Raw genomic sequence first — 25,199 nt, forward strand, 5'->3', positions numbered from 1 at the left:
CAGTGTTGAACCTTATGACTAAAACGCAAAAAACTGTCTATATCCTCGTCGCGTTGGTGGCATTGGTCATGGGCCTGACGTTTAACAAAATGATGTCGAGTAAACAGCAAGGCGATAACACGTCGTTGATTGATGCTGGAATCATTTTGCTGCCGCAAAGCCGTCATTTGCCGGCGATCGAACTGACTAACCAGGACGGCCAGCCGGTGGCGATAAACGAGCTGAAAGACAAATGGAGCCTACTGTTTTTTGGCTACACCTTCTGCCCTGATATCTGCCCGACCACCCTTGCACAGCTGCGCCAGATCAAAAGCGAGCTGCCTGAGGCCGTGCGGGACAAAGTGCAGATTGTGCTGGTCAGCGTCGACCCTAACCGCGATACACCCAAGCAGCTCAAGCAATACTTGGGCTATTTCGATCCGCAGTTTGTGGGCCTGACACCAAGATCTATTGAGGAACTGCAAACCGTGGCGAATGCGCTGAGCATTCCGTTTATACCGGCGGACACCAGCAAACCGGGTTACACCGTTGATCACAGCGGCAATTTGGCGCTGATCGGGCCGGACGGCACACAGCGAGGGTTTATCCGCGCACCGCTCAACACACAGAAAATGGTCGACCAATTGCCGGAGTTGGTGAAGCGAAAATAAACGAGAGAACTGTAGTCGCTGCCGCAGGCAGCGACTACAAGGCAATGCTTAGAACGCGGGAACGATAGCGCCTTTGTATTTCTCGTTAATGAACGCTTTCACTTCCGGGCTGTGCAGTGCGGCAACCAGCTTTTTCATAGCATCCGAATCTTTGTCATCCGGGCGCGCCACCAGAATATTCACGTAAGGCGAATCGCTGCCTTCGATGACCAGCGCATCTTTCTTCGGATCAAGCTTGGCTTCCAGCGCGTAGTTGGTGTTGATCAGCGCCAGATCGACCTGGGTCAGCACGCGTGGGATGGTGGCCGCTTCCAGCTCGCGAAACTTCAGGTTTTTAGTGTTTGCATTGATGTCTTTGACGGTGGACAGGATATTGGTCGAGTCCTTGAGCTTGATCAGACCGGCTTTGTCCAGCAACAGCAAGGCACGACCGCCGTTGGTGGCGTCGTTCGGGATCACAACCGTGGCGCCGTCAGGCAGATCGTCCAGTTTCTTGTATTTGCTGGAGTAAGCACCCAGCGGCTCCAGGTGAACAGCTGCAACGCTGATCAGGTTTGTACCCTTGGCTTTGTTGAACTCGGTCAGGTACGGCTGGTGCTGGAAGAAGTTAGCGTCCAGACGCTTTTCGGCCACTTGTACGTTGGGCTGAATATAGTCGGTGAATACCTTAACTTTCAGGTCCACGCCTTCTTTGGCCAGCGCAGGTTTCACGAACTCCAGGATCTCAGCGTGAGGTACCGGGGAAGCGGCGACCGTCAGCGTGTCAGCAGCATGAACTGAAAACGCCGCAACAGCGGCCACAGCAGCAATTAACTTCTTCATTCAGCAACTCCTTATGAACACCTGATTTCAGGCGCCTGCCAGCACGGGGCTGGCGGTTACGTTTATTAACGATAGGTCGCGCTTATTTGCGCGAAAAGTGCACTACCAGTCGATCGCCAACGGTTTGCAGAATCTGCACCAGAATCAGCAGCAGCACTACCGTGACTATCATTACGTCAGTCTGGAAGCGTTGATAGCCGAAGCGAATGGCCAGATCACCCAGCCCCCCTGCGCCGACCGCGCCCGCCATGGCGGTGTAACCCACCAAGGTAATGGCCGTGACGGTAATCGCCGCATAAATGCCGGGGCGCGCTTCAGGCAACAAAGCACTGGTAATAATCTGACGCGTGCTCGCGCCCATAGCCTGCGTGGCTTCAATGATGCCGCGGTCCACTTCACGCAGTGCCGTCTCTACCAGACGGGCGAAGAAGGGTGTCGCGCCCACTACCAACGGTGGAATGGCACCGGCAACGCCCAGCGAGGTGCCGGTAATCAATATCGTCAGCGGGATCATCACAATCAGCAGGATGATGAACGGCAACGATCGCAGAATATTGACCATCAGCGACAGCACCGAATACACGGCCTTTTGCTCGAACAATTGGCGCGGGCTACACAGAAACAGCAGCACGCCCAGCGGCAGACCGAGCAGGATGGTGAACAGCAGCGAGCCGCCGAGCATCATCAAGGTGTCACCCGTGGCCAGCCAGATTGCAAGCCAGTCAATATTGGCGAAGAAGCTCAATAGGGATTCCATTAGCGCAGCACCTCCATATGAACGTCAGCCGCTGTGAAGCGCGCAAAAGCGGCCTCCATGTCGCCACCGGTGATGGCGAGGGTCAGTTGCCCATAAGGGGTGTCTTTGATTCGGTCGATGCGGCCAGCCAAAATGCTGTAGTCCACGCCTGTTTCGCGAGCAATCGTACCCAGCAACGGTGCGTAGGTGGCTTCGCCCTGGAAAGTAAGGCGCACGATGCGACCCGGTACATGGGCAAAATCGTCGCGCTCCTCACTTTCGTCGATTTGCTCATCTTCCTGCACAAAACGCTTGGTCGTCGGGTGGGTAGGGTGCAAGAACACTTGCGACACCGGGCCTTGCTCGACGATCACGCCCGCGTCCATCACCGCCACTTCATCGCACACACGACGGATCACATCCATTTCATGGGTGATCAGCACAATGGTCAACTTCAGCTCGCGATTGATCTCAGCCAGCAGTTGCAACACAGAGGCCGTAGTTTGCGGGTCGAGGGCACTGGTGGCCTCGTCGCACAGCAACACTTTGGGCTTGGTGGCCAACGCACGGGCAATGCCCACGCGCTGTTTTTGACCGCCTGACAGCTGCGCCGGGTATTTCTTGGCATGGTCGGACAAACCCACTCGCGCCAGCAACTCAGCCACGCGCGCATCAATGGCGCTGCGGGACAACTCACCGGCCAGCATCAAAGGCATCGCGACGTTATCAGCCACGGTCTTGGACGCCAGCAGGTTGAAGTGCTGGAAGATCATGCCCACTTGCTGGCGAAAGCGTCGCAGGCCGTTGGCATCCATCGCTGTCACGTCTTCGTTGTCGACAATGATTTGCCCGCCGCTCGGCGTTTCGAGGCGGTTGATCAGGCGCAGCAGGGTACTTTTACCCGCGCCGGAGTGGCCAATCAGGCCAAATACCTGGCCGCTCTCAACACGCAATGTCGTGGAGTGCAGCGCGGGAATGTCCTTACCGGCGACCCGGTAAGTTTTATGAACGTTATGGAACTCAATCACGTAGCGAACCTTGTGGGGCGCGAAAATAGAAGTCAGCAGTTAGCCGGGCGCGCATTTTAGCCTGTCCGTATAGAGGTTCTTAGCATTTATTTGCGCTCGAACCTTTGATTTAGCAATAAGACGACTAAAGGTCAGAAAAAAGGAACGACGTCAGACGCCATCAGTCACTAGTTCAGCCACTCGCATCCCGCCTCGGGATATTTGTCTACAAAGCCCAAACCGTGGGGCTTTCGCCAACAAGGAGTTATGTCTGATGAGCAGCAAAAAACCGTCTTCCGGCAAGAGCCAAATGGCCGGAACCGACACCCTGGATCGTAGTAACACCAACGTCAAACTCGACAGCCTCGAAACCTTTCGTGACGACGCAACCGATCAAGCGCTGCGAACCAATCAGGGGGTGAAAATTGCTGATAACCAAAACACCCTGAAAGTCGGTGCTCGCGGCCCGTCGTTGCTGGAAGATTTCATCATGCGTGAAAAAATCACGCATTTTGACCACGAACGTATTCCAGAGCGCATCGTGCATGCCCGGGGTACGGGGGCGCACGGCTACTTTGAGACCTATAAATCCCACAGCGCGCTGACCAAAGCCGGTTTCCTGCAAGACCCGGTAAAGAAAACGCCCGTGTTCGTACGCTTTTCGACAGTACAAGGCCCTCGGGGCTCCGGCGATACGGTGCGGGATGTTCGCGGGTTTGCCGTCAAGTTTTTCACCGACGAAGGCAACTTCGATCTGGTGGGCAACAATATGCCGGTATTTTTCATTCAGGATGCGATTAAGTTTCCCGACTTCGTACACGCGGTCAAACCAGAGCCCCATAACGAAATCCCCACCGGTGGCTCTGCCCACGACACTTTCTGGGATTTTGTATCGCTGGTACCCGAGTCGGCGCACATGGTGATTTGGGCCATGTCTGACCGCGCCATTCCTAAAAGCCTACGCAGCATGCAAGGTTTCGGCGTACACACCTTTCGGCTGATCAATGCTGAGGGCAAGTCGAACTTCGTCAAATTCCATTGGCGTCCAAGTGCGGGCACCTGCTCGCTAGTGTGGGACGAAGCGCAAAAACTGGCAGGCAAAGACACCGATTACCATCGCCGAGATCTGTGGGAGTCGATTGAAACTGGTGATTATCCTGAATGGGAGTTCGGCGTTCAGATCATTTCGGAGGAAGACGAGCACAAATTCGACTTCGACATTCTTGATCCGACCAAGTTGATCCCCGAGGAACTGGTACCGATCACTCCGCTGGGCAAGATGGTGCTCAACCGCAATCCCGATAACTTCTTCGCAGAGACTGAACAGGTCGCTTTTTGTCCGGGGCATATCGTGCCGGGTATCGACTTCTCCAATGATCCGCTGCTGCAAGGTCGTCTGTTCTCGTATACCGATACGCAGATCAGCCGTTTGGGTGGGCCGAACTTCCACGAAATCCCGATCAACCGGCCTGTTGCGCCTTTTCACAACAACCAGCGTGATGCCCAGCATCGCAGCACGATTCATAAGGGCCGTGCGTCCTACGAGCCCAATTCCATTGATGGCGGCTGGCCGAAAGAAACACCACCTGCCGCTAAGGACGGGGGGTTTGAAAGCTACCCGGAACGCATCGACGCCAACAAGATTCGTCAACGCAGCGACTCGTTCAGCGATCACTTCTCTCAGGCCCGGCTGTTTTTCCACAGCATGAGCAAGCACGAGCAAGAACACATCATCGCGGCCTACAGCTTTGAACTGGGCAAAGTCGAGCGTGAACACATTCGCGCACGGCAGGTGAACGAGATTTTGGCCAATATCGACCTTGAGCTGGCCAAGCGTGTTGCAGAAAACCTGGGCTTGCCCGCACCGAAAGCCGGCACAGTCACTGCGCGCAAGGTCTCCGTGACCGAATCGCCGGCGCTGAGCCAAGCCAACCTGCTGCCGGGAAACATCAAGACGCGCAAGGTGGCGATTCTGGCCGCTAACGGTGTTGATGGTCAGGCTATCGAAGCGCTCAAACAGGCCCTGGCCGCTGAAGGTGCGCACGCCAAATTGCTGGGGCCGACTTCAGCACCGGTAAAAACGGCTGATGGCAAATTGTTGCCGGTGGATGCCTCGATGGAGGGCATGCCGTCAGTGGTTTTTGACGCGGTGTACGTGCCAGGTGGCGCGGCGTCGATCAAGGCATTGAGTGGCAACGGGGTGGCGCTGCATTACGTGCTTGAAGCCTATAAGCACCTAAAAGCCATTGCGTTGCACGGGGACGCTAAACAGCTGCTGGATGTACTGCATCTGCAGGCAGATGAGGGGTTGTTGGCGATCAAGGATGCCAAGGATCTGAAAGCTTTCTTTGCCGCAATTGCACAGCATCGCGTATGGGCGCGGGAGCCTAAGGCCAAGGCCATTCCAGCCTAAGAAACAAAAAAACCCGTAGCCGATGAAGACGGCTACGGGTTTTTGCGGTGAGCAATATTACGGTTTGCTGGGAATCAGCACCATTTGCGCAGGCACATGGCGAATGATCTGGCGGTCCAGCTTGAGATCAAACTGCGGGTCCAACTTTTTAACCCGCTTGCTGATCAACGTTGCAAGCCACGGGTAGTCGGCAGTACGGGGTACTTGCAACGTTACAGCGCACTGATAGTTGACGATGTCTTGCGCGATCAAGTCCAGTTGATGGCGAAGTTTCTTAATATCGGCGATGTTCAATGCCACGGTGGTGCTTTCAGCGGCAGGGTCAAGCACCTTGGCCGGTGGCCGCGCTTCGGCGGCTTTAAGTGCTGCCTCGGCTTCATCCAGCTCAGCTTTACGGGCATGGGCAATGGCGCTATTAACACCACTGGTCAGCGCCGGTGCTTTGGGCATTAACGTACGAGCACGGCTAAGCGCCGTGGCTGCGGCGTTGACATCACCTTTTTGCAGGAAGATCTGGCTGCGTTGCAGGTAGGCCTCAGCCAGCTGACGCTGATACTGCACCCACTGAGGATCGTCCGGCGACTGCGCTTGCAAGGCAGCCAGCTCATCTTCGGCAGTCGCCAGTTCACTGCTGGCCAGGTTTTGCTCCAGCTGTGCGATGGCCGCAGCACGCTGTTGCTGCGCGAGCTGGTCGGCAGTCGGTGTGCTTTGGCAGGCCCCCAGCAGCAAGGAAAATGCGGCAAGGAGCAAATAACGGGAGTTAAACAGCTTCATTCCTGCGGCTCTCTAAGTGCGCAAAAAACGAGCAAGTCTACACCCCTCGACGGGGCAGAACAAAACTCAGCAAAAACAGTGCAGCGGCACACACCACAATCGATGGCCCCGCAGGTGTGTCTTTGAACCATGACAGCGCAAGGCCACCACCCACGGCCATCATGCCCAGTACGCTCGCCCCCAAGGCCATCTGCTCAGGGGAGCGGGCGTGCCGTTGGGCTGCAGCCGCCGGGATGATCAGCAGCGAAGTGATCAGCAACACACCGACAATCTTCATGGCCACGGCAATCACAATGGCGATCAACAGCATCAGCGCCAAGCGAAGTGCCGCTACCGGCAGACCTTCAACAGTCGCCAGCTCTTCATGCACGGTAATGGCCAGCAGTGGACGCCAGAGCGCCACCAAGACTGCCAGAACCACCACACTGCCACCGATGATCCACATCAAATCATTAGGGCTGATGGCCAAAAGATCGCCAAACAAGTATGCCATCAGGTCGATCCGGACTTCATGCATGAAGCTTAGTACGACCAGTCCGAGGGACAAGGTGCTGGGTGCGAGAATTCCGAGCAAGGTGTCAGAAGCCAAAGGCTGGCGCTGTTGCAGGGTGACTAATATCACGGCCAGCAAAAGACAGCCAACGGTAACGGCGATGGTCGGGCTTACATCCAGCAAAAAGCCCATCGCCACGCCGAGCAAAGCAGCGTGGGACAGTGTGTCGCCGAAATAAGCCATTCGTCGCCACACCACAAACGAGCCCAAGGGTCCCGCAACTATCGCCAAAGCCAAGCCTGCCAGCAGGGCGTACAACAGAAAATCAGCCATGCTTGCAGCCTTCTCCATGAACGTGGGCGGACGCCGTCGGGGCGTCTTCGCTGACCACCGAGCCATGCAAATCATGGGCGTGGTCGTGATGGTGATGATAAATCGCCAGGCTTTGCGCGTTTTTACCGAACAGTTCCACGAATGCAGGGTCATTGCTGACTTGCTCGGGATGACCCGAGCAGCACACGTGGCGATTAAGGCATACCACCTGATCGGTGGTGCTCATCACCAAATGCAAGTCATGAGACACCATCAGCACACCGCAGCCATGGCGGTCGCGAAGGCGGGTAATCAAGCTGTACAGCTCGGCCTGACCCGCCACATCCACCCCCTGAACGGGCTCGTCCAGCACCAACAGTTCAGGCTTGCGCAGCAATGCACGCGCCAGCAAAACGCGCTGCATTTCGCCACCAGAAACACTTTGCACCGGGCTGTCGATGACCTTTTCGGCGCCGACTTCTTTCAGCGCAGCCAACGCTTGAGCCCGATCAACCCCCGGCACCAAACGCAAAAAACGCAGCACCGACAAAGGCAGCGTCGGATCGACATGCAGTTTTTGCGGCATATACCCAACGCGGAGCTTGGGCTTGCGCCATACGCTACCGCTGGTCGGTTTTAGCAGCCCCAGAACGGCTTTGACCAATGTGGTTTTGCCTGCCCCATTCGGGCCGATCAACGTCACGATCTGCCCCGGCTCAACGCTTAACTCAATATTATCGAGTACGTTTTGCCCGGCGAAGGTCACGCAAACCTGTTGCAGATGAATCAATGCAGCGCTCATCAGGCCTCCCGGCAACCCGAACACAACCCCACCACTTCCACAGTTTGGGTTTCGACAGTAAAGCCGACATCTCGTGCACTGTGGATGATTGCGTCGCTGATGGACTTTTGCTCAAGCTCAATGGCGGCATGACAGTTACGACAAATCAGGAACTGGCCCTGATGCGCGTGCTCTGGATGACTGCACCCCATAAAGGCATTAAGCGAAGCAATGCGATGCACCAGGCCGTTTTCCAGCAGGAAATCCAGCGCCCGATAAACGGTCGGAGGCGCTGCACGACGACCATCCTGCTCGCTAAGCACGGCCAAAATATCGTAGGCACCCAACGGCTTGTGGCTTTGCCAGACCAGCTCCAGCACGCGACGACGCAAAGCGGTCAGGCGCAGCCCTTTCTGTGCACATAGAGCATCCGCTTCAGACAAGGCGCTGTGCACACAGTGGGAATGATCATGGGGACGACTGGCAAGGGGGGTAGTAGGCATGGGCGGCGACGATTTCCGAGAGAGACGTTATTATGTTACCTGTTTAAACCACTCTGAGTGATCATCGTGCCCCGTCTTTTTGCGATATTTATTGCTTTGTCCGCCAGTTTACTGGTGGTTAGCCCGGCTCAGGCCCAGGTGACCGTGCTCACCAGCATCAAGCCTTTGCAGCTGATAGCCGCAGCAGTACAAGAGGGTGTGGGTCAGCCAGAAGTGCTGCTGCCGCCTAATGCGTCGCCGCATAACTACGCGCTGCGTCCATCCGACGTACGGCGCGTGCAAGATGCCGACTTGCTCTACTGGATCGGCCCGGACATGGAAGGATTCCTGCCACGCGTTATCAAAACGCGTACAAAACCCTCGGTCTCCGTGCAAACCCTGCCAGAGCTCAAGCTTCGTCACTTTGCCGAAGATAGCCATTCGCACGCAGAAGATGCAGCCGAACATGACCACGATCATCGTCCGGGCACTCTGGATGCGCACTTGTGGCTGGCACCCGACAATGCCCGTGTGATCGCAGCAAAGATGGCTGCCGATCTGAGCCAGCAAGACCCGGCCAACGCCGCCAAATACCAAAGCAATCTCAAGGCTTTCAATCAGCGCCTGGATGCTCTGGATGCGCGCCTCAGAACCCGTTTGGCCGGGATTGCCGGCAAACCGTTCTTTGTCTTCCATGAGGGCTACGATTACTTCGAAAGCGCCTACGGCCTTCAACATGCAGGCACGTTTAGCGTGGCGTCAGAAGTACAGCCGGGGGCCCAGCACGTAGCGGCCATGCGTAAGCGATTGCAAGAAGCGGGCAAGACCTGCGTGTTCAGTGACCCGCCATTGCGCCCGCGTCTGGCTGAAACCCTGACCGCCGGCCTGCCGGTGAAGTTGGCGGAGCTTGATGCATTGGGGGGCTACACCGAGGCCACCGCACAAGGTTACGAACACTTGCTGGAAAAACTGGGCAACGACTTGGCGGGCTGCCTGGAAAGCTTGTAATACCCCGTAGCCGCTGCCTGGGTTTACAGCGCAAACGGCAGTTGAATCTTGACTGCCTGATGCGCCGCCAAACGTGTTTCAAACTCTCGCGGATCATGTATCAGCACATCCTGACCGGCAAACGTATGCGCGGCGATCAGGCGTGACAGCCAGAAGCGAACGCAGGCCACGCGCAGCATTGTTGGCCACAGTTCGGCTTCGCTGGCGGTGAACGGACGCAGCGCTGCATAAGCGCCCAGCAGGGCGCGGGCTCGCGGCGCATCGATCTGGCCGTGTTCATCGGCGCACCAGTCATTCAGCGCAATCGCGACGTCGTACAGCATCGGCCCGGAACAGGCGTTGTAAAAGTCGATCAGGCCGGTGAGATGCGTCCCTTCGAACATCGCATTATCGCGAAACAGGTCGCCGTGCAGGTTGGCTCGGGGCAGGGCCATGATCTGTGCTTGGCGAGCGGTAATTTCGTCCAGCGCCTTTTGCAGCAGCTCAGCGGCCGCAGGCTCCAGATCGGCTTTGAGCGCCGGGCCTTCGGCCAGCATCCAGTCCAGGCCTCGATCCGTTTTGCGCTCCAGCACATTGTCACGCGTAGCCAGATGCAAATGCCCCAGCAGCTCGCCCACCTGTGCGCAATGCTGCGCATTGGCGTCGCGAATGTGTTTGCCCGCCAGGCGCGGCTGCAGCAATGCCGGTTTGCCTTTGAGTTCGCGCAAAGCCTGACCGTCCACGGTGCGCAAAGCGAAAGGTACTGGCAGGTCAGCGTCATGCAGCACGTCCAGCAGCTCAATAAAGAACGGCATCTCTTTGACTGGCCCGCGCTCAACCAGTGTCAGAACATACTCACCCTGCTCAAGGCTGATGAAATAGTTGGTGTTTTCGCTACCCGCGGCAATCCCCTGAAAATCGAGCAGGCGGCCGAGATTGTAAGGCGCAAGGAAGGTTTCCAACTCAGGACGAGTCAGTGGCGTGAATACAGACATGATTTAGATTGCCAGTACGGGCGCCGCGTTAAGGCGGCGCCAATTAAAGTTAAGACGCTACTTCCATTCGAAGATTTTCCACGAAGGAATCAGCATATCCGGCTGGTCGGAACGGATGAAATTGGCATCAGTACCATCAGCACGCACTAAAAAGTACGGCGGCGCTCCTTTTGGGGTGACCTTGATGGCATATAGGAAACCGTTTTGACGGTATTCCTGAATGGTTTTATCGCCTTCCGTGCGAATCGTGACTTCTGGATCATCGGCTGCAAAGGTTAACAGCGGAGTGAGTGCAAACAAACCGGTCAGCAACAGTCGATTAAGTGTACGCATGATAACCTTGTCCCTTTGTCGTCATTGGTCCGGACATTCTAGCGCCGGACTCGCCGAAAAGGTTGATCCTGCTCATGAGCCAAGCACCCCTCGTCCTGGTGGACGGTTCTTCATATCTCTACCGCGCTTTCCACGCGCTGCCGCCGCTGACTACCTCCAAGGGTATGCCGACGGGTGCCGTGAAGGGCGTGTTGAACATGCTCAAAAGCCTGCGCAAACAGTACCCGGACAGCCCGTTCGCCGTGGTTTTCGATGCCAAGGGCGGGACATTTCGTGATGACATGTACGCCGAATATAAAGCCAATCGCCCAAGCATGCCTGATGACATGCGGGTTCAGATCGAGCCTTTGCACGCCAGCGTGATCGCGCTGGGCTTCCCGTTGCTGTGCGTTGAAGGCGTTGAGGCTGATGACGTCATCGGCACACTCGCCCGCAGCAGCGCTGCCGCAGACCGCCCGGTAGTGATCTCGACCGGCGACAAGGACATGGCGCAACTGGTCGATGGCCACATCACGCTGGTCAACACCATGACCGGCAGCACGATGGACGTTGAAGGCGTCAAAGAGAAATTTGGCGTCTCACCTGAGCAAATCATCGATTACCTCGCCTTGATGGGCGACTCGTCGGATAACATTCCGGGCGTCCCGGGCATTGGCCCAAAGACCGCATCTGGCTTGCTGGTGGGCGTCGGTGGTGGCTTGGTGGACCTGTACGAAAAACTCGATATCGTGCCGACCTTGCCAATCCGCGGCGCTAAAAACCTGCCGGCCAAGCTCGAAGAGCACCGCGAAATGGCCTTTCTGTCGTATCAACTGGCGACGATCAAAATTGATGTGCCACTGGATATCGGCCTGGAAGACTTGCACCTCAAAGAGCCCGACTGCGAAAAACTGATCGAGTTGTACACCGAGCTGGAATTCAAAAGCTGGATTGCTGAAGTCGAGCGTGAGGCCAAGCGTGCCGGTCAGGTGATCGTTCAAGAAGCGCCTGCGGCCCCGACTGAGGCGCAAACCCAGTACGAAACCATCCTTGATAAAGCGCGCTTTGAGGTCTGGCTCAAGAAGCTCAGTGACGCCACGCTGATTGCTTTCGATACCGAAACGACCGGACTGGATGCCCAGCAAGCACAATTGGTCGGCTTGTCTTTTGCCGTGAAGCCGGGTGAAGCGGCCTATATTCCGTTGACCCACTCTTATATGGGTGTGCCGGAACAACTCGACCGCGACACCGTGCTGCGCGCACTCAAACCGATCCTGGAAGATCCGCGCAAAGCCAAGGTCGGTCAGCACGCCAAGTTCGACATTAATATTCTGGCCAACTGCGCCATTGGCGGTGATCAGGCATGCGGCATTATGGTGCAGGGCGTTGCCTACGACACCATGCTCGAATCCTACGTGCTCGACTCGACAGCCACGCGACACGACATGGACAGCCTGGCGCTCAAATACCTGGGCCATGGCACCACCAGCTTTCAGGACATTGCCGGCAAAGGTGCCAAGCAGCTGACCTTTGACCAGATTTCACTGGAGCAGGCAGGCCCGTACGCGGCTGAAGATGCTGATGTAACCCTGCGTCTGCACCACGTATTGCATGAAAAGCTGACCGCAATTCCAAGCCTGAACACTGTTCTGACCGAAATCGAGATGCCGCTGGTGCCCGTGCTGGCGCGTATCGAGCGTCAGGGAGCGCTGGTGGATGCCAACCTGCTGGGCATTCAGAGCGTTGAACTGGGCGATAAGATGGTCGCTCTGGAACGTGAGGCTTTTGCGATTGCCGGCGAAGAATTCAACCTCAGCTCACCCAAGCAATTGGGTGTGATCCTGTACGAGAAGTTGGGGCTGCCAATCCTCAGCAAGACCGCCAAGGGTCAACCGTCTACCGCTGAAGCGGTGCTGGCTGAACTGGCCGAGCAAGACTACCCGCTGCCTAAGGTGCTGATGCAGTACCGCTCGATGAGCAAGCTGAAAAGCACTTACACCGACCGATTGCCAGAGCAGATTAATCCGCGCACAGGTCGGATTCACACGTCTTACCATCAGGCCGTCACAGCGACCGGTCGCTTGTCCTCCAGCGATCCAAACTTGCAGAACATTCCGATTCGTACGGCGGAAGGACGCCGGATTCGCCAGGCGTTCATAGCCCCTAAAGGCTACAAATTGCTGGCAGCGGACTACTCGCAAATCGAACTGCGGATCATGGCGCATTTAGCCAAGGATGCCGGTTTACTGAACGCCTTCCGTAATAACCTGGACGTGCACAGTGCAACGGCCGCTGAGGTTTTTGGTGTTGAACTCAGTGATGTCACCACTGATCAGCGCCGCAGCGCCAAGGCCATTAACTTTGGCTTGATCTATGGCATGAGCGCGTTTGGCCTGGCCAAGCAGATTGGCGTCGACCGTAAACAGTCACAAGCCTATATCGACCGTTATTTCGCTCGGTATCCGGGTGTACTGGACTACATGGAGCGCACGCGCACCCAAGCCGCCGAGCAGGGTTATGTCGAGACTATCTTTGGCCGCCGCTTATACCTGCCAGAGATCAACGCAAAAAACCCGGCGCTGCGCAAAGGTGCGGAACGTACCGCAATCAACGCTCCGATGCAGGGCACTGCGGCCGACATCATCAAGAAAGCCATGGTGTCTGTGGATAACTGGCTGACGGCCTCAGGCATTGATGCCCGCGTTATCTTGCAAGTACACGATGAATTGGTACTGGAAGTGCGCGAAGACTTGGTCGACCAAGTACGCGAAGAAGTACGTAGCCACATGAGCAAAGCGGCGACACTGGATGTACCGCTGGTGGTTGAAGTGGGCGTGGGCAACAACTGGGATGAAGCGCACTAAGCCGAATTCGTTTTTGCGCGAGCCTTGTTGACACTCTGTTGCCGCTCAATCGGCAGCAGAGTATCAACCCACTATTCTTTTGGCTTTTTGAACACGTAAAAAAGATTCGGCTCACTCACTACATAAACCGTTCCTTCTTCGTCCATCGCAACGCCCTCAGCCTGGGGCACTGATTTCTCCAGGCCATGCCTGCCTTTTTTAAGCGACAGCGTGCTGACTGGTCGCCCGTCCAGATTTAGCTCCAGTAACAGCTTGGACTCATCTGATAACGCCAATAAATGCCCACTGCGCTCATCGAACTGCAGACTCGACAAGTCCCGCACAAACAATCGTGCATCTCGTCGTGGATTGCTCACCACATGGGTCGCATAAGGCTGTTGGGGGTTGTCATGAGGGAAGCCACGCACTTCGTATATCAGCATCGGGTCGCGTTCTTTGGCCACGAATAAACGCTTGCCCGCCGAGTCATATGCCAACCCTTCAAACCCTTTATTGCCAGAGGGGTTAATCCCCAACGTCAATTGTTCGGCTTGGGCCGCATCAAGGGTGTGCGTGTTGTCGTCAATGGTCACTTTGATTAGCCGCTGTTGACGCTCGTCGGTAATGACATAGGTGTTGGGACCAATGAACTCCACAGCCTCAGCATCACCAAAACCGACCAACCCGATACGGCGTAACACCCGACCATCAAGGGACAGCTCCACCAGTTCACTTTTCTGGTTGGTGACGGTAAATAGGCTTTTTCGCAGCGGGTCATAAGTCAAAGCGGACACATCGTCCTCAAGGCCATCAATTTTCTTGCCTTGTATGACGGCACGGTAGTCACCCAAATTGATCGCCGAAGCATCTGTGGACTGCCACAGCAGGCTGATTTGAAACCACGTACGTTCGAATAGACGAAAATGTTGCGCCACGAAGCCGGCAACCAACATGGCCACCAGCATGAGACAAAGAACCAGAGGACGTGGACGGCGCATGGGGGTCGAACTCTTAAATCAGATCAGAGGCGATAAATATCACGATAGCCTGAATTCAACCTTAAACCTTCAAAGCCAACCTGTAACACCAACTACTTGGCCTTCTTTTCGAAGCGATAAAACAGATTGGGCTCGCTCACCATATACAAGGTGCCATGCTCATCAATCGCCACGCCTTCAGCGCGGGGGATAGTGTCTTTCAAACCATTGAAACCGCGCAGCAACGTCATGAAACTCACCTGCTCGCCCAGCTCATCAAGCTCCAGCAACATATGAGAGTCGGCCGACAGCACCAGCATGTGGCCGGTTCGCGGGTCAACGCTCAACGCTGAAAGATTGCGCAGGTCCAGTTCATCGCTGGGTACTTTCTGCTTTTCTCCGGTAAGTACCTGGCTGCCATTGCTTTTCCAGACAAACAATTGCGGCGGTCGCTCTTCACCGAGGACTAACTGCTGGCGTCGCGGATCCCAGGCAACGGCCTCAAAGGCTTTGTTCTGGTTTTTCGAAGGGCCTAAATCGTACTTGGGGAAATCATCAATATTCAACGCCGTGGTGTTCGCATCGACCTTAACGATGCTCAGCATGTGCTCACGCTCATCGACAATGGCCAGCAGACCGTTTTCCATGACCGTTAAACCTTCAGGGTTACTCCAACCCACCAAAGGCATTTTACGGAGCACCTCCCCGTCTAGGGTCAACTCCACCAGAAACGGGTTTTTACCCATGACTGAAAACAGGGTTTTAGTCAGCGGGTTATATGCCAGATCAGACGCCTCGTCTTTTTCCATGCCCGGCAACGGTTTGGCATCAATCACCGCGACATAGTCAGGCAACCACACGCTTTCATTTTGCTCTGAAGTGCTTTCAAAGCGCTCAAGTACCCACAACGCTCCACGGTCATCCCAATGCATGAAGAACGCTACCCCGTAGAGCAGTGCACCCAACAAAAAAAGCCAGTGATACCAACGCAGGCTAGAGCGCATGGATCGGCGCACGGGAGGGGTTTGCTGTGGGTTTGCGGCCATTTGAATGATCATCCGGAAAATGAGACAACTACTGAGTACTCATAGCGGGCACGCTGCTCGCGCACCTATTATGCCGATCAAAATGTGAAATAAATCGTAAAAGCTCAATGCCCAAAGCCGGAGCGGCTTTTGAGGGCGATCTAAAGCAACACAGGCAAAACGCATCGACTGCTCAGTTTAAGACCGCACTGTACTTCTATCAGTTACAGATTTTGCATCTAGATATATATCGTTTATTTATTTACGTTTTCTCCACACCAAAAAACCAAAAGCACTAAGCCAGTAGGAATCGTCTGAATCAAACGACGACATTTATATTCATTCCTTCCCGGCTTGACACTCATGCAAAGAGCCTCTTATCTAATAAGCACAACTGGCCAAACTGTATCAAGAACATTTAATCAGCACTTAATAGCTGCTCGCCCGGCACAAGATCTAAATGATCGCACCGGGCGACACTCACCTTCTTCACACCTTGTGAACCCTGTACAGGCGTGGCCCGTTACCCATCAGCACGACAGGAACTCAAAACAATGCCCTTCACGTCCCATGCCAATAAATTAGCCGCACCGACTCTTTCCACTCCTGGAAAAAACACTATTTGTGCCCGCGCAGCAGAACAATTATTTATTCACATAACACCGTATATAAATATGGAGGAAGGGGATTTAATCGAACTCTTCTGGGACGGTTGTTATGTAACCTCGCAACAAATTTCCAAGAATGATATAGGTCAGCCTCTGGCTCTTAGAGTGCCCGAAAGTTTCATTCAAAACGGTACAGCGCGTCTTTATTATCGCGTCATGCATATAGGCAGTAGCCCGGCTTTATCTGCTCAACTTAAAGTGCTGATTAAGCTCGATTGCCCCGGCGGGCATGCCATCGGCGAAGAAAATCAGGGGTTGGCGCCTTTGATGATCCCGGAACCCATTCAGCGCTATGGGGTAAATCCCAGCCAGATGAAGCGCGGGGTACCCGTTAGCATTGAACCCTACCGCAACATGGCCGTTGACGATGAAATCACCTTGCTATGGGGTGATGTGCGCATGGACCTGCCCAAACTACGCAAGGCCGATGTTGACCAGCCCATCAGCGTATTCGTGCCGCCGAATATCATTCAAGAGGCCGGGGAAGACCCAAAACTTGAAGTCACCTACTGTGTGATTGACCGCGTGGGCAATAACTCACGCTGGGCCCCCGCACGAACGCTCAAAATCGGTGCCAATAAATACTATGTGAACCCCGCACCGCGCGAAGTCTTGTATGCAGCAGAGCCGCGACCTAATTGGCGTAGTTAGGCCCATAACTATTCATCTATGCATATTCCTAAAAGTTAGTTCTTTTAATTTTTATAATCACTTAGGGTATATACACCGGGCCACCGGACTCTCTTGCTTTGTATCCGCGCCGCGAAAGCGGCGCTCCAGTAAACGTGAGGTAGGTATGGCCCGTAAAACAATCACCCTTGTGCATAACGCCAGGGCATTGAGTGCAGCCAAGGAGCGGTACTAATGTCCAACTTGGCCGATGCACATCTGCAAAGCGACCTGGATGTCGCACCCCTGTTGCTCGAAGCGCATCACCTGCGCACAGACAACGATGCCCTTCAAGCGGCTCATGAACTGGCAAGCGCCGCACGTGAGCAAGCAGGCAAGCGGGATCAGCAGCGAAAGCTACCGTGGTCTCTGATCGAACAATTCACCCGCAGCGGTCTGGGCAGTATTTCCATTCCCCGCGAATTTGGCGGACTACAGGTTTCGTTCGTCACCTTGGCCGAAGTGTTTGCCATCATCTCGGCAGCCGACCCGGCGCTGGGGCAAATTCCTCAAAATCAGGTGGGTATTCTCAATCTGATTGCCAGCACCGCCACCCAAACGCAAAAAGAACAGCTTTTCAGCCACGTTCTCAAAGGTTGGCGAATTGCCAATGCTGGACCGGAGCGGGGCAGCAAAAATACCCTCGATTTAAAAGCACGCATCACCGCCGACGGCGATGATTTCGTGATCAATGGCCAGAAGTTTTACTCCACGGGTTCGCTGTTCGCTCACTGGATTGCCGTCAAGGCACTCAATGACGACGGCAAACAAGTGATGGCCTTCGTCCGTCGTGGCACACCGGGCCTGCGCGTGGTTGATGACTGGTCCGGTTTTGGCCAGCGCACCACCGCCAGCGGCACCGTGCTGCTGAACAACGTACGGGTCGATGCTGAGCTGATCATTGATAACTGGCGCCTGAACGAAACCCCAAATATTCAAGGGGCCGTCTCGCAATTGATTCAGGCAGCCATAGACCTTGGCATCGCTCGTGGCGCCATCGACGACACGTTGAGCTTTGTGCGCGAGCGATCCCGCCCCTGGATTGACGCCAATGTCGAACGCAACAGCGATGACCCTTATGTCATTGCCGACATCGGCAGGTTGAAGATTGAGCTGCATGCCGCCCAAGCGCTGCTGCACAAAGCGGGGCGCGTGCTCGATCAGGTCAGTGCTGCCCCGATTGATGCGCAGGCCGCCGCTCGCGCCTCGATTGCCGTCGCCGAAGCCAAAGTGCTGAGCACCGAATTGTCCCTGCTGGCCAGTGAAAAGCTTTTCGAACTGTCCGGAAGCCGCGCCAGCCTTGCCGAATTCAATCTGGACCGGCACTGGCGTAACGCTCGGGTTCACACCCTCCACGATCCGGTGCGCTGGAAGTATCACGCCATCGGCGCCTATCGCCTCAACGGTACGTTGCCTGCCCGGCATTCCTGGATCTGACCTCGGAGTCCATCCTCATGACACTGATATCCAAACAGGTTCCGGTCATCCGTAGCGATGCCGAGGCCCTGAATGTCGCCCGTGAGCTAGCGGCCTATTTCAAACGCGAAAGCGTTGTTCGTGATCGCGAGAGGCGCTTGCCCCATGACGAGCTCGAACTGTTTTCCCACACAGGCCTGTGGGGCATTACGGTGCCCAAGGCCTACGGCGGCGCTGGCGTCTCCAATGTCACGCTGGCGCAGGTCGTGGCGCTGATCGCCGCCGCTGATGCCTCTTTGGGGCAAATCCCGCAAAACCATTTTTATGCACTCGAAGTTCTTCGGGTCAACGGCTCTGAGACGCAAAAAAGCCGGCTTTACGCTGAGGTATTGGCTGGCCAACGCTTCGGCAATGCTCTGGCTGAGTTGGGGACTAAAACTGCACACGAGCGCACCACTCATCTGGTGGCCGCTGAAACCGGTTACCGCATCAATGGACGAAAGTTTTACGCCACCGGGGCGCTCTATGCGCACCGCATCCCGACCTCGGTCGTGGATGACCAAGGCGTTCACCTGTTGGCCTTTGTCAGGCGCGACAACGAAGGGCTAAACGTCATCGACGACTGGAGCGGGTTTGGTCAACGCACCACTGGCAGCGGATCGGTGGTGTTCGACAATGTGTTTGTAGCTCGCGAAGACGTGATCCCTTTTCAGAGTGCTTTCGAACGTCCTACGCCCGTCGGCCCGTTAGCCCAGATTCTGCATGCGGCCATCGATACCGGTATTGCTCGCGCGGCCTTTGAAGATTCACTGCATTTTGTCCGCACTAAAACCCGGCCATGGATCGACGCTACCACCGACATCGCCAGCGAAGACCCCTTGACCCTCAAAAGTTTCGGCCACTTGAGCGTGCGTCTACATGCCGCCGAAGCGCTGCTGGAGCGTGCAGGCGAATACCTCGACACGGCGCAGGCCAACCCCACCGCCAAGACCGTCGCCGAAGCGTCCATCGCGGTCGCTGAAGTGCGTGCTCTGAGCACTGAAATATCTTTGGCCGCCGGTAGCACGCTATTTGAACTGGCCGGCAGCCAGGCGACGCTCGCCGAACACGGCCTGGATCGTCACTGGCGCAACGCCCGTGTGCACACTCTGCATGATCCTGTGCGCTGGAAGTATCACGCCGTGGGCAATTACTACCTCAACGGCGAAAATCCACCGTTGCGGGGGACGATCTGATGAGCAAAAAGAAAATCTTGATCAACGCCTTCAACATGAATTGCATTGGCCATATCAACCACGGCATGTGGACTCACCCACAAGACACGTCCACGCAGTTCAACACGCTGGAGTACTGGACAGAGCTGGCGCAGCTCCTGGAGCGCGGACTATTTGACGGACTTTTTATTGCCGACATCGTGGGCGTCTATGACGTTTATCAACAATCGGTTGATGTTCCGCTCAAAGAGTCCATTCAGTTGCCGGTCAACGACCCGTTGTTGCTGGTTTCAGCCATGGCTGCCGTCACCAAAAACCTCGGCTTTGGCCTGACCGCTAACTTGACCTACGAACCTCCCTATTTATTCGCACGCCGCATGTCGACCCTTGACCACCTAAGCCGGGGCCGGGTGGGCTGGAACATTGTTACCGGCTATCTGGACAGCGCCGCCAAGGCCATGGGCCTGACGGAGCAAGTCGAACACGACAGGCGCTACGACCAGGCCGATGAATATCTCGAGGTGCTCTACAAACTGTGGGAAGGAAGCTGGGAAAACGATGCGGTGCTGAATGATCCGGTACAACGCATCTACGCCCAACCCGACAAAGTGCACAAGGTCAAACACGCGGGTGAGTTCTATCAGGTTGAGGGTTATCACTTGTGCGAGCCATCACCTCAACGCACACCCGTGTTGTTTCAAGCAGGCAGCTCAGAACGCGGCCTGACGTTTGCCGGACGCCATGCCGAATGTGTGTTTATCAGCGGTCAAACTAAAGCGGCGACTAAAACTCAGGTCGATAACGTACGCGCCAGCGCTGTGGCGGCGGGCCGTAATCCTGATGACATCAAACTGTTTATGGGCCTTAACGTCATCGTTGCCCCCACCGAAGCAGAAGCCCTGGCCAAGCGCGATGAATACCTGGGTTACGCCAGCGCCGAAGCCGGTGTGGCGCATTTTTCCAGCTCCACCGGCATCGACTTTGCCGACTATGAGCTGGATGAGCCGATCCAGTACGTGAAGAACAACGCCATTCAATCGGCGACCAAAATGTTGCAAAACAACGACTGGACGCGCCGCAAGCTGTTGGAGCAACACGCGCTCGGCGGGCGTTACATGACCCTGGTGGGTTCGCCGGAGCAGGTCGCTGACGAACTGGAATCGTGGATTTCGGAAACCGGCCTCGATGGCTTCAATTTGACCCGCATCGTCACGCCACAAAGTTACATCGACTTTATCGACCTGGTGGTGCCTGAGTTACAACGCCGGGGGTCCTACAAAACGGCGTACGACACCGGCAGCCTGCGGCAAAAGCTGTTTGTAGAGGGCGACGCACACTTGCCCCAGCGGCATACCGGCGCCGCATTCAGACACCACGCGTAACCCGTTTTAGCACTGACTGGAAACCAACCATGAACAAAAAGCACATCACTTACCCAGTCAAGGCACTGGTTCTGGCACTCGGCTTGTTTAACGGTCTGGCGTTCGCCGATACGGCGCCGCTCAAGGTGGGCACCACGGCGGCCTTTGCCATCCCGCTGGAAACGGCAGTGGCCGAAGCCGATAAACAAGGCCTGAAAGTTGAGTTAGTGGAATTCACTGACTGGATCGCCCCCAACGTCAGTCTCGCCAGCGGCGATATCGACGTGAACTATTTCCAGCACATTCCGTTTCTGGAAAACGCCAACGCTGCCGCTGGCTTTGATCTGGTGCCTTACGCAAAAGGCGTGATCAATAACGTGGGTTTGTATTCAAAAAAATACAAAAGCATTGATGCTTTACCACAAGGCGCCACTGTCGCCATTGCCAACGATCCGATCAACAGTGGCCGCGGATTGCAGCTGCTGGCCAAGGCAGGGCTGATTACCCTCAAACCCGGTGTCGGCTACAAAGCCACTGAAGAAGACATCATCGCCAACCCGAAGAAGCTCAATATCCTCCAGGTGGAAGCCGTACAGCTGGTTCGTGCGTATGACGATGCCGATCTGGTGCAGGGCTATCCGGCCTATATTCGCCTGTCCAAGACCTTTGATGCCGAGTCCGCCTTATTGTTCGATGGCATTGACCACCCCGAATATGTCATTCAGTTCGTCATCCAGCCAAAAAACAAAGACGACCCGCGTTTGGTCAAGTTCATCGATATTTATCAGCACTCACCCGTAGTCAAAGCCTCGCTGGATAAAACCTACGGCACCCTGTATCAACCAGGCTGGGGAGGTTAACCATGAGTGTGGCCATTGCTCGCGAGCGGCTCGAGCCGCAGCCCGGCGCGAACCTCACCGAGTTGCACCCGCAACTGAGCAGCGCACACGTGCGCTTTATTAACGTGGGCAAAACGTATGAGGGTCGGCAAGGGCCGGTCAACGCCCTCAAAGGCATTGAACTGGCCATTGCGCGCGGTGAAATCTTCGGGGTCATTGGCCGGAGCGGGGCGGGTAAATCTTCTTTGATTCGCACCATAAATCGTCTTGAACAGCCCAGCAGCGGCCGGGTGCTGATTGATCAGATCGACATCAGCGACTTCGATGAGAACAAGCTGGTCGCGTTGCGCCGTCAGACCGGCATGATCTTTCAGCACTTCAATCTGATGTCAGCCAAGACGGTATGGCAGAACGTTGAATTACCGCTCAAGGTGGCGGGCGTGCCCAAACTTCAGCGCGAACAGAAAGTGCGCGAGCTGCTCGAACTGGTGGGCTTGCAGGGCAAACACACGGCCTATCCGGCGCAGTTGTCGGGAGGTCAAAAGCAGCGCGTCGGTATTGCAAGGGCTCTGGTGCACGACCCGTCGATTTTGCTCTGTGATGAGGCCACCTCGGCCCTCGACCCGGAAACGACCCAGTCGATTCTCGGCCTGCTGCGTGAAATCAATCAGCGGCTGGGCCTGACCATCATTTTGATTACCCATGAGATGGCGGTTATTCGCGATATTTGCCACCGCGTGGTGGTACTCGAACAGGGACAGATCGTAGAGCAAGGCCCTGTGTGGCAGGTGTTTGGAGACCCACAGCACGCCGTCAGCAAAACCCTGCTCGCACCTTTGCAAGACAGCTTGCCCGAAGCGCTGCACGGGCGCATTACGGCGCAACCGGCTTCGGAAAAGTCGAGTGTGATATTGCGTCTTCGCTTTACTGGCAACCAGACCCAAGAGCCGGATCTAGGGGCGTTATTCAGCGCACTCGGCGGGCAAGTTCGTCTGCTGCACGGTGGCGTTGAACACATTCAAGGGCATGCGCTTGGCCAGCTGTTGCTCAGTGTGAGCAGCACAGCGTTGAGCTCAGAACAATTGCGCCAGCGCGCCGAGCATTGGGCTCAACACGTCGAGGTAGTCGGTTATGGGGTTTGATCGTTTATGGCAAGGGGTGATCGACACCTTTCTGATGGTCGGGGTGTCGTCGCTGATTGCATTGGTTCTAGGCATTCCACTGGCGGTGATCCTGGTCACCAGTGATAAAGGCGGCATTTACCAGGCACCCGCGCTGAATAAAGCACTGGGCGCGTTTGTGAATTTATTTCGCTCAATTCCCTTTCTGATTCTGATGGTGGCGTTGATCCCTTTCACCCGCATGATTGTCGGTACAACCTATGGCGTATGGGCGGCCGTTGTTCCACTGACCATCGCCGCAACACCGTTCTTCGCACGCATTGCCGAAGTCAGTCTGCGCGAAGTGGATCACGGTTTGATCGAAGCCGCACAGGCAATGGGCTGCAAACGCCATCACATCATCTGGCATGTGCTGTTGCCTGAAGCGTTGCCGGGCATCGTCGGTGGTTTCACCATTACTCTGGTGACGATGATCAACTCATCAGCCATGGCTGGCGCAATTGGTGCAGGCGGCTTGGGCGACATTGCCTATCGCTACGGTTATCAGCGGTTTGACACGCAAGTCATGCTCACCGTGATCGTTTTGCTGGTGGTGCTGGTCGCCGTGATTCAACTCGGCGGCGACCGTTTAGCCCGGGTACTCAACAAACGTTGACGTATCAGTACCAGCGCGCCTCGCCTGGCGGACGCTTTTTGAAGCGCTTCATGCTCCACATGTACTGGCTCGGATAGGCCCGCACATATTTCTCGACCACTTTGCTCATCGCTGCGCAGGCGGTTGCCGTGTCAGTGCTGTACATCTCTTCTGGTGCGGCCTCCAGAATCACTTTGAAACCTGAGCCGTCGGGCAGGCGCAGGGCGTGCAGGAAAACACCGACTGCTTTACCGCCTGCCAGCATGTTCGGCACAAATTTGCTGGTGAGCGCCATGGTGCCCAGAAAGGGCACAAAAATACCGGCCGATTCGGCGGGTTCCGGGTCAGCCGGAATGCCCACCTGGCCGCCTTTACGCACCTCTTTGATGACACTCAAGATGCCTTCTTTGGTTGACGCCGCGACACGGTTACCTAACTGAACGCGCTGCTTTTGTAGCAGTTCGTCTACCGCCTTGAGCTTGGGCGGGCGGTAAAAAATGATCGGCTTGCACTGGCTGCAATAAAAGTGATTAAGCACTTCCCAGTTGCCCAAGTGACTGGTGATTCCCACCACGCCCTTGCCTGAGGCCAGCGCCTCTTTGAGAACGTCCAGGCCTTCGACTTCGCGCACCAGATCAATTGAACGCTGCGCCGGCCAGATCCATGCGCACGCGCTCTCGGTCAGGCTTTTACCGATGTCTTTAAGGCTTTGCCCGACCAGTTGCTCGCGGGCGACCGGGTCCATTTCCGGAAAGCATTTAGCCAGATTGATGCGCACCACCTCGCGTGAGCGATTGGGCAGCTTCCACATCAGCCAGCCGATGGCTGAGCCGACACGTTGCACGGCGCCCCAAGGCAGCATGGCAAACAATCGTAAAGCCCCGACCAGCAGGGCACCTTTAAACTTTTCCACAGAATAATCTCTCGAAAATACGCGTAGCAGCTGCCGAAGGCTGCGTTCGGTTGCGAAGCAATGGTAAATGCCGAGTCAATGTCACACTGCCGCACGCAGCTTTCGGCAGCTGCTACGGGTTGAGTGTGTGCCAAAAACAAGCATTCTAACCGCCGTTCGCCAGTTCGGCGTAACGGTCACAATACGTGGCGTGGTCCATCACCATGCCGCTGGCCTGCATGAAGGCATAACAAATAGTCGGCCCGACGAACGTGAACCCGGCTTTTTTCAAGGCTTTGCTCATCGCTTCAGCCTCAGGCGTTACCGCCGGAAATTCATCCCGTTCGGTGAAATGATTGATCTTCGGTTTGCCCCCCACGAAAGACCATAAAAACTCGACCGGGTCTTTCAACGCTAGCCAGGCTTGGGCATTGCGGCGGGCGCCGGTCACTTTGAGACGGTTACGAATGATCCCCGGATCTTGCAGCAACACCTCAATTTCGGCATCGCTCATAATCGCCAAGCGCTGCACATCGAAGCCGAACATGACCTTGCGATAATGTTCACGTTTCTTTAAAACCGTGATCCATGACAACCCCGCCTGGAACCCTTCGAGTAATAACAACTCGAACAAACCATGCGCATCGCGCAACGGCACGCCCCACTCTTGATCGTGATAGGCCACATACAGGGGGTCATCCGAACACCAGAAACAACGTGCCATAAAGGCTCCAAGAGGTGGAGGCGCGACCGAATCGGGTATACTCCCGCTCTTT

General features: G+C 55.8%; 24 protein-coding genes. 11 read left to right on the plus strand and 13 right to left on the minus strand.

Features of this window, described 5'->3' with window-relative positions:
- Positions 1–14 precede the first annotated feature (14 nt).
- Positions 15–650 carry an SCO family protein gene (locus tag FJD38_RS13275; RefSeq protein ID WP_122783573.1) on the plus strand — a complete coding sequence of 212 codons (636 nt, stop codon included), beginning with the start codon at positions 15–17 and terminating at the stop codon, positions 648–650.
- A 48-nt stretch (positions 651–698) separates the two neighbouring features.
- Here the strand turns inward: FJD38_RS13275 and FJD38_RS13280 are convergent, their stop codons facing one another.
- The 3 genes from FJD38_RS13280 to FJD38_RS13290 all read right to left on the minus strand — a co-directional run bounded on the left by FJD38_RS13280 (position 699) and on the right by FJD38_RS13290 (position 3,236).
- Positions 699–1,472 carry a MetQ/NlpA family ABC transporter substrate-binding protein gene (locus FJD38_RS13280; protein WP_122783472.1) on the minus strand — a complete coding sequence of 258 codons (774 nt, stop codon included), beginning with the start codon at positions 1,470–1,472 and terminating at the stop codon, positions 699–701.
- Positions 1,473–1,554: 82 nt separating this feature from the next.
- On the minus strand, positions 1,555–2,229 hold the full coding sequence (locus FJD38_RS13285) for a methionine ABC transporter permease (RefSeq protein WP_146385707.1): 675 nt from the start codon (positions 2,227–2,229) through the stop codon (positions 1,555–1,557).
- On the minus strand, positions 2,229–3,236 hold the full coding sequence (locus tag FJD38_RS13290) for a methionine ABC transporter ATP-binding protein (protein WP_146385709.1): 1,008 nt from the start codon (positions 3,234–3,236) through the stop codon (positions 2,229–2,231). Before FJD38_RS13290 ends, FJD38_RS13285 begins: the two co-directional genes overlap by 1 nt.
- Positions 3,237–3,435: 199 nt before the next feature.
- Here FJD38_RS13290 and katE point away from each other — a divergent pair, with 199 nt between their 5' ends.
- The gene (katE, locus tag FJD38_RS13295) at positions 3,436–5,628 is read left to right on the plus strand and encodes a catalase HPII (RefSeq protein ID WP_146385711.1); all 2,193 of its coding nucleotides are present in this window, start codon (positions 3,436–3,438) and stop codon (positions 5,626–5,628) included.
- A gap of 57 nt (positions 5,629–5,685) precedes the next feature.
- Here the strand turns inward: katE and FJD38_RS13300 are convergent, their stop codons facing one another.
- From FJD38_RS13300 to FJD38_RS13315, 4 genes are read right to left on the minus strand one after another with little or no spacing between them, the layout of a single operon-like run.
- Positions 5,686–6,402 carry a PA5502 family lipoprotein gene (locus tag FJD38_RS13300; RefSeq protein WP_122783476.1) on the minus strand — a complete coding sequence of 239 codons (717 nt, stop codon included), beginning with the start codon at positions 6,400–6,402 and terminating at the stop codon, positions 5,686–5,688.
- A gap of 37 nt (positions 6,403–6,439) precedes the next feature.
- Entirely contained in the window at positions 6,440–7,228 is a 789-nt protein-coding gene (gene znuB / locus FJD38_RS13305) for a zinc ABC transporter permease subunit ZnuB (protein WP_122783477.1), read from the minus strand.
- Complete coding sequence (gene znuC / locus FJD38_RS13310) at positions 7,221–8,009, minus strand: zinc ABC transporter ATP-binding protein ZnuC (RefSeq protein WP_122783478.1); 789 nt, start codon at positions 8,007–8,009, stop codon at positions 7,221–7,223. Before znuC ends, znuB begins: the two co-directional genes overlap by 8 nt.
- A complete protein-coding gene (locus tag FJD38_RS13315; RefSeq protein ID WP_122783479.1) occupies positions 8,009–8,491 on the minus strand; it encodes a Fur family transcriptional regulator in 483 nt (160 codons plus the stop codon). Before FJD38_RS13315 ends, znuC begins: the two co-directional genes overlap by 1 nt.
- A 66-nt stretch (positions 8,492–8,557) precedes the next feature.
- Between FJD38_RS13315 and znuA the strand changes: the two genes are divergently transcribed.
- Positions 8,558–9,478: a zinc ABC transporter substrate-binding protein ZnuA gene (gene znuA, locus FJD38_RS13320; protein ID WP_146385713.1), complete on the plus strand. Its 921-nt coding sequence runs from the start codon at positions 8,558–8,560 to the stop codon at positions 9,476–9,478.
- Positions 9,479–9,501: 23 nt separating this feature from the next.
- Here znuA and FJD38_RS13325 read toward each other — a convergent pair whose 3' ends face one another.
- Positions 9,502–10,452 carry a homoserine kinase gene (locus FJD38_RS13325; RefSeq protein ID WP_122783480.1) on the minus strand — a complete coding sequence of 317 codons (951 nt, stop codon included), beginning with the start codon at positions 10,450–10,452 and terminating at the stop codon, positions 9,502–9,504.
- Between the two features lie 57 nt (positions 10,453–10,509).
- Positions 10,510–10,785 carry a DUF2782 domain-containing protein gene (locus FJD38_RS13330; protein WP_122783481.1) on the minus strand — a complete coding sequence of 92 codons (276 nt, stop codon included), beginning with the start codon at positions 10,783–10,785 and terminating at the stop codon, positions 10,510–10,512.
- 74 nt (positions 10,786–10,859) lie between these two features.
- Here FJD38_RS13330 and polA point away from each other — a divergent pair, with 74 nt between their 5' ends.
- Complete coding sequence (gene polA, locus FJD38_RS13335; protein ID WP_146385715.1) at positions 10,860–13,628, plus strand: DNA polymerase I; 2,769 nt, start codon at positions 10,860–10,862, stop codon at positions 13,626–13,628.
- 71 nt (positions 13,629–13,699) lie between these two features.
- Here the strand turns inward: polA and FJD38_RS13340 are convergent, their stop codons facing one another.
- Together FJD38_RS13340 and FJD38_RS13345 are read right to left on the minus strand one after the other, a co-directional pair.
- Positions 13,700–14,605 carry an SdiA-regulated domain-containing protein gene (locus FJD38_RS13340; protein WP_146385717.1) on the minus strand — a complete coding sequence of 302 codons (906 nt, stop codon included), beginning with the start codon at positions 14,603–14,605 and terminating at the stop codon, positions 13,700–13,702.
- 92 nt (positions 14,606–14,697) lie between these two features.
- Positions 14,698–15,630, minus strand: coding sequence for an SdiA-regulated domain-containing protein (locus tag FJD38_RS13345; protein WP_122783575.1), 933 nt, complete (start codon positions 15,628–15,630; stop codon positions 14,698–14,700).
- Between the two features lie 533 nt (positions 15,631–16,163).
- On the opposite strand from FJD38_RS13345, the gene FJD38_RS13350 reads away from it, so the two are divergent.
- The 7 genes from FJD38_RS13350 (at position 16,164) to FJD38_RS13380 (ending at position 23,552) form a co-directional block, all read left to right on the plus strand.
- Positions 16,164–16,928 (plus strand): hypothetical protein, encoded by a 765-nt coding sequence (locus tag FJD38_RS13350; RefSeq protein WP_122783484.1) that lies wholly within the window; start codon positions 16,164–16,166, stop codon positions 16,926–16,928.
- A gap of 213 nt (positions 16,929–17,141) precedes the next feature.
- The gene (locus tag FJD38_RS13355) at positions 17,142–18,383 is read left to right on the plus strand and encodes an SfnB family sulfur acquisition oxidoreductase (RefSeq protein WP_122783485.1); all 1,242 of its coding nucleotides are present in this window, start codon (positions 17,142–17,144) and stop codon (positions 18,381–18,383) included.
- A gap of 17 nt (positions 18,384–18,400) precedes the next feature.
- Positions 18,401–19,597 carry an SfnB family sulfur acquisition oxidoreductase gene (locus FJD38_RS13360; protein WP_122783486.1) on the plus strand — a complete coding sequence of 399 codons (1,197 nt, stop codon included), beginning with the start codon at positions 18,401–18,403 and terminating at the stop codon, positions 19,595–19,597.
- Positions 19,597–20,958, plus strand: a complete 1,362-nt coding sequence (locus FJD38_RS13365; RefSeq protein ID WP_122783487.1) for an LLM class flavin-dependent oxidoreductase — start codon at positions 19,597–19,599, stop codon at positions 20,956–20,958. Before FJD38_RS13360 ends, FJD38_RS13365 begins: the two co-directional genes overlap by 1 nt.
- Before the next feature lie 29 nt (positions 20,959–20,987).
- A complete protein-coding gene (locus FJD38_RS13370; RefSeq protein WP_146385719.1) occupies positions 20,988–21,797 on the plus strand; it encodes a MetQ/NlpA family ABC transporter substrate-binding protein in 810 nt (269 codons plus the stop codon).
- Between the two features lie 2 nt (positions 21,798–21,799).
- Positions 21,800–22,918 (plus strand): methionine ABC transporter ATP-binding protein, encoded by a 1,119-nt coding sequence (locus FJD38_RS13375; RefSeq protein WP_146385721.1) that lies wholly within the window; start codon positions 21,800–21,802, stop codon positions 22,916–22,918.
- Complete coding sequence (locus FJD38_RS13380) at positions 22,908–23,552, plus strand: methionine ABC transporter permease (protein ID WP_122783490.1); 645 nt, start codon at positions 22,908–22,910, stop codon at positions 23,550–23,552. The genes FJD38_RS13375 and FJD38_RS13380 overlap by 11 nt, the downstream gene beginning before the upstream one ends.
- 4 nt (positions 23,553–23,556) lie before the next feature.
- Here the strand turns inward: FJD38_RS13380 and FJD38_RS13385 are convergent, their stop codons facing one another.
- Both FJD38_RS13385 and FJD38_RS13390 read right to left on the minus strand, forming a co-directional pair.
- Entirely contained in the window at positions 23,557–24,444 is an 888-nt protein-coding gene (locus FJD38_RS13385; RefSeq protein ID WP_122783491.1) for a lysophospholipid acyltransferase, read from the minus strand.
- Positions 24,445–24,589: 145 nt separating this feature from the next.
- Positions 24,590–25,147 (minus strand): DNA-3-methyladenine glycosylase I, encoded by a 558-nt coding sequence (locus FJD38_RS13390; RefSeq protein WP_146385723.1) that lies wholly within the window; start codon positions 25,145–25,147, stop codon positions 24,590–24,592.
- Between the last annotated feature and the right edge of the window lie 52 nt (positions 25,148–25,199).

The organism is Pseudomonas saxonica (genome assembly GCF_007858365.1).
In the GTDB taxonomy this organism is placed as follows: Bacteria; Pseudomonadota; Gammaproteobacteria; order Pseudomonadales; family Pseudomonadaceae; genus Aquipseudomonas; species Aquipseudomonas saxonica.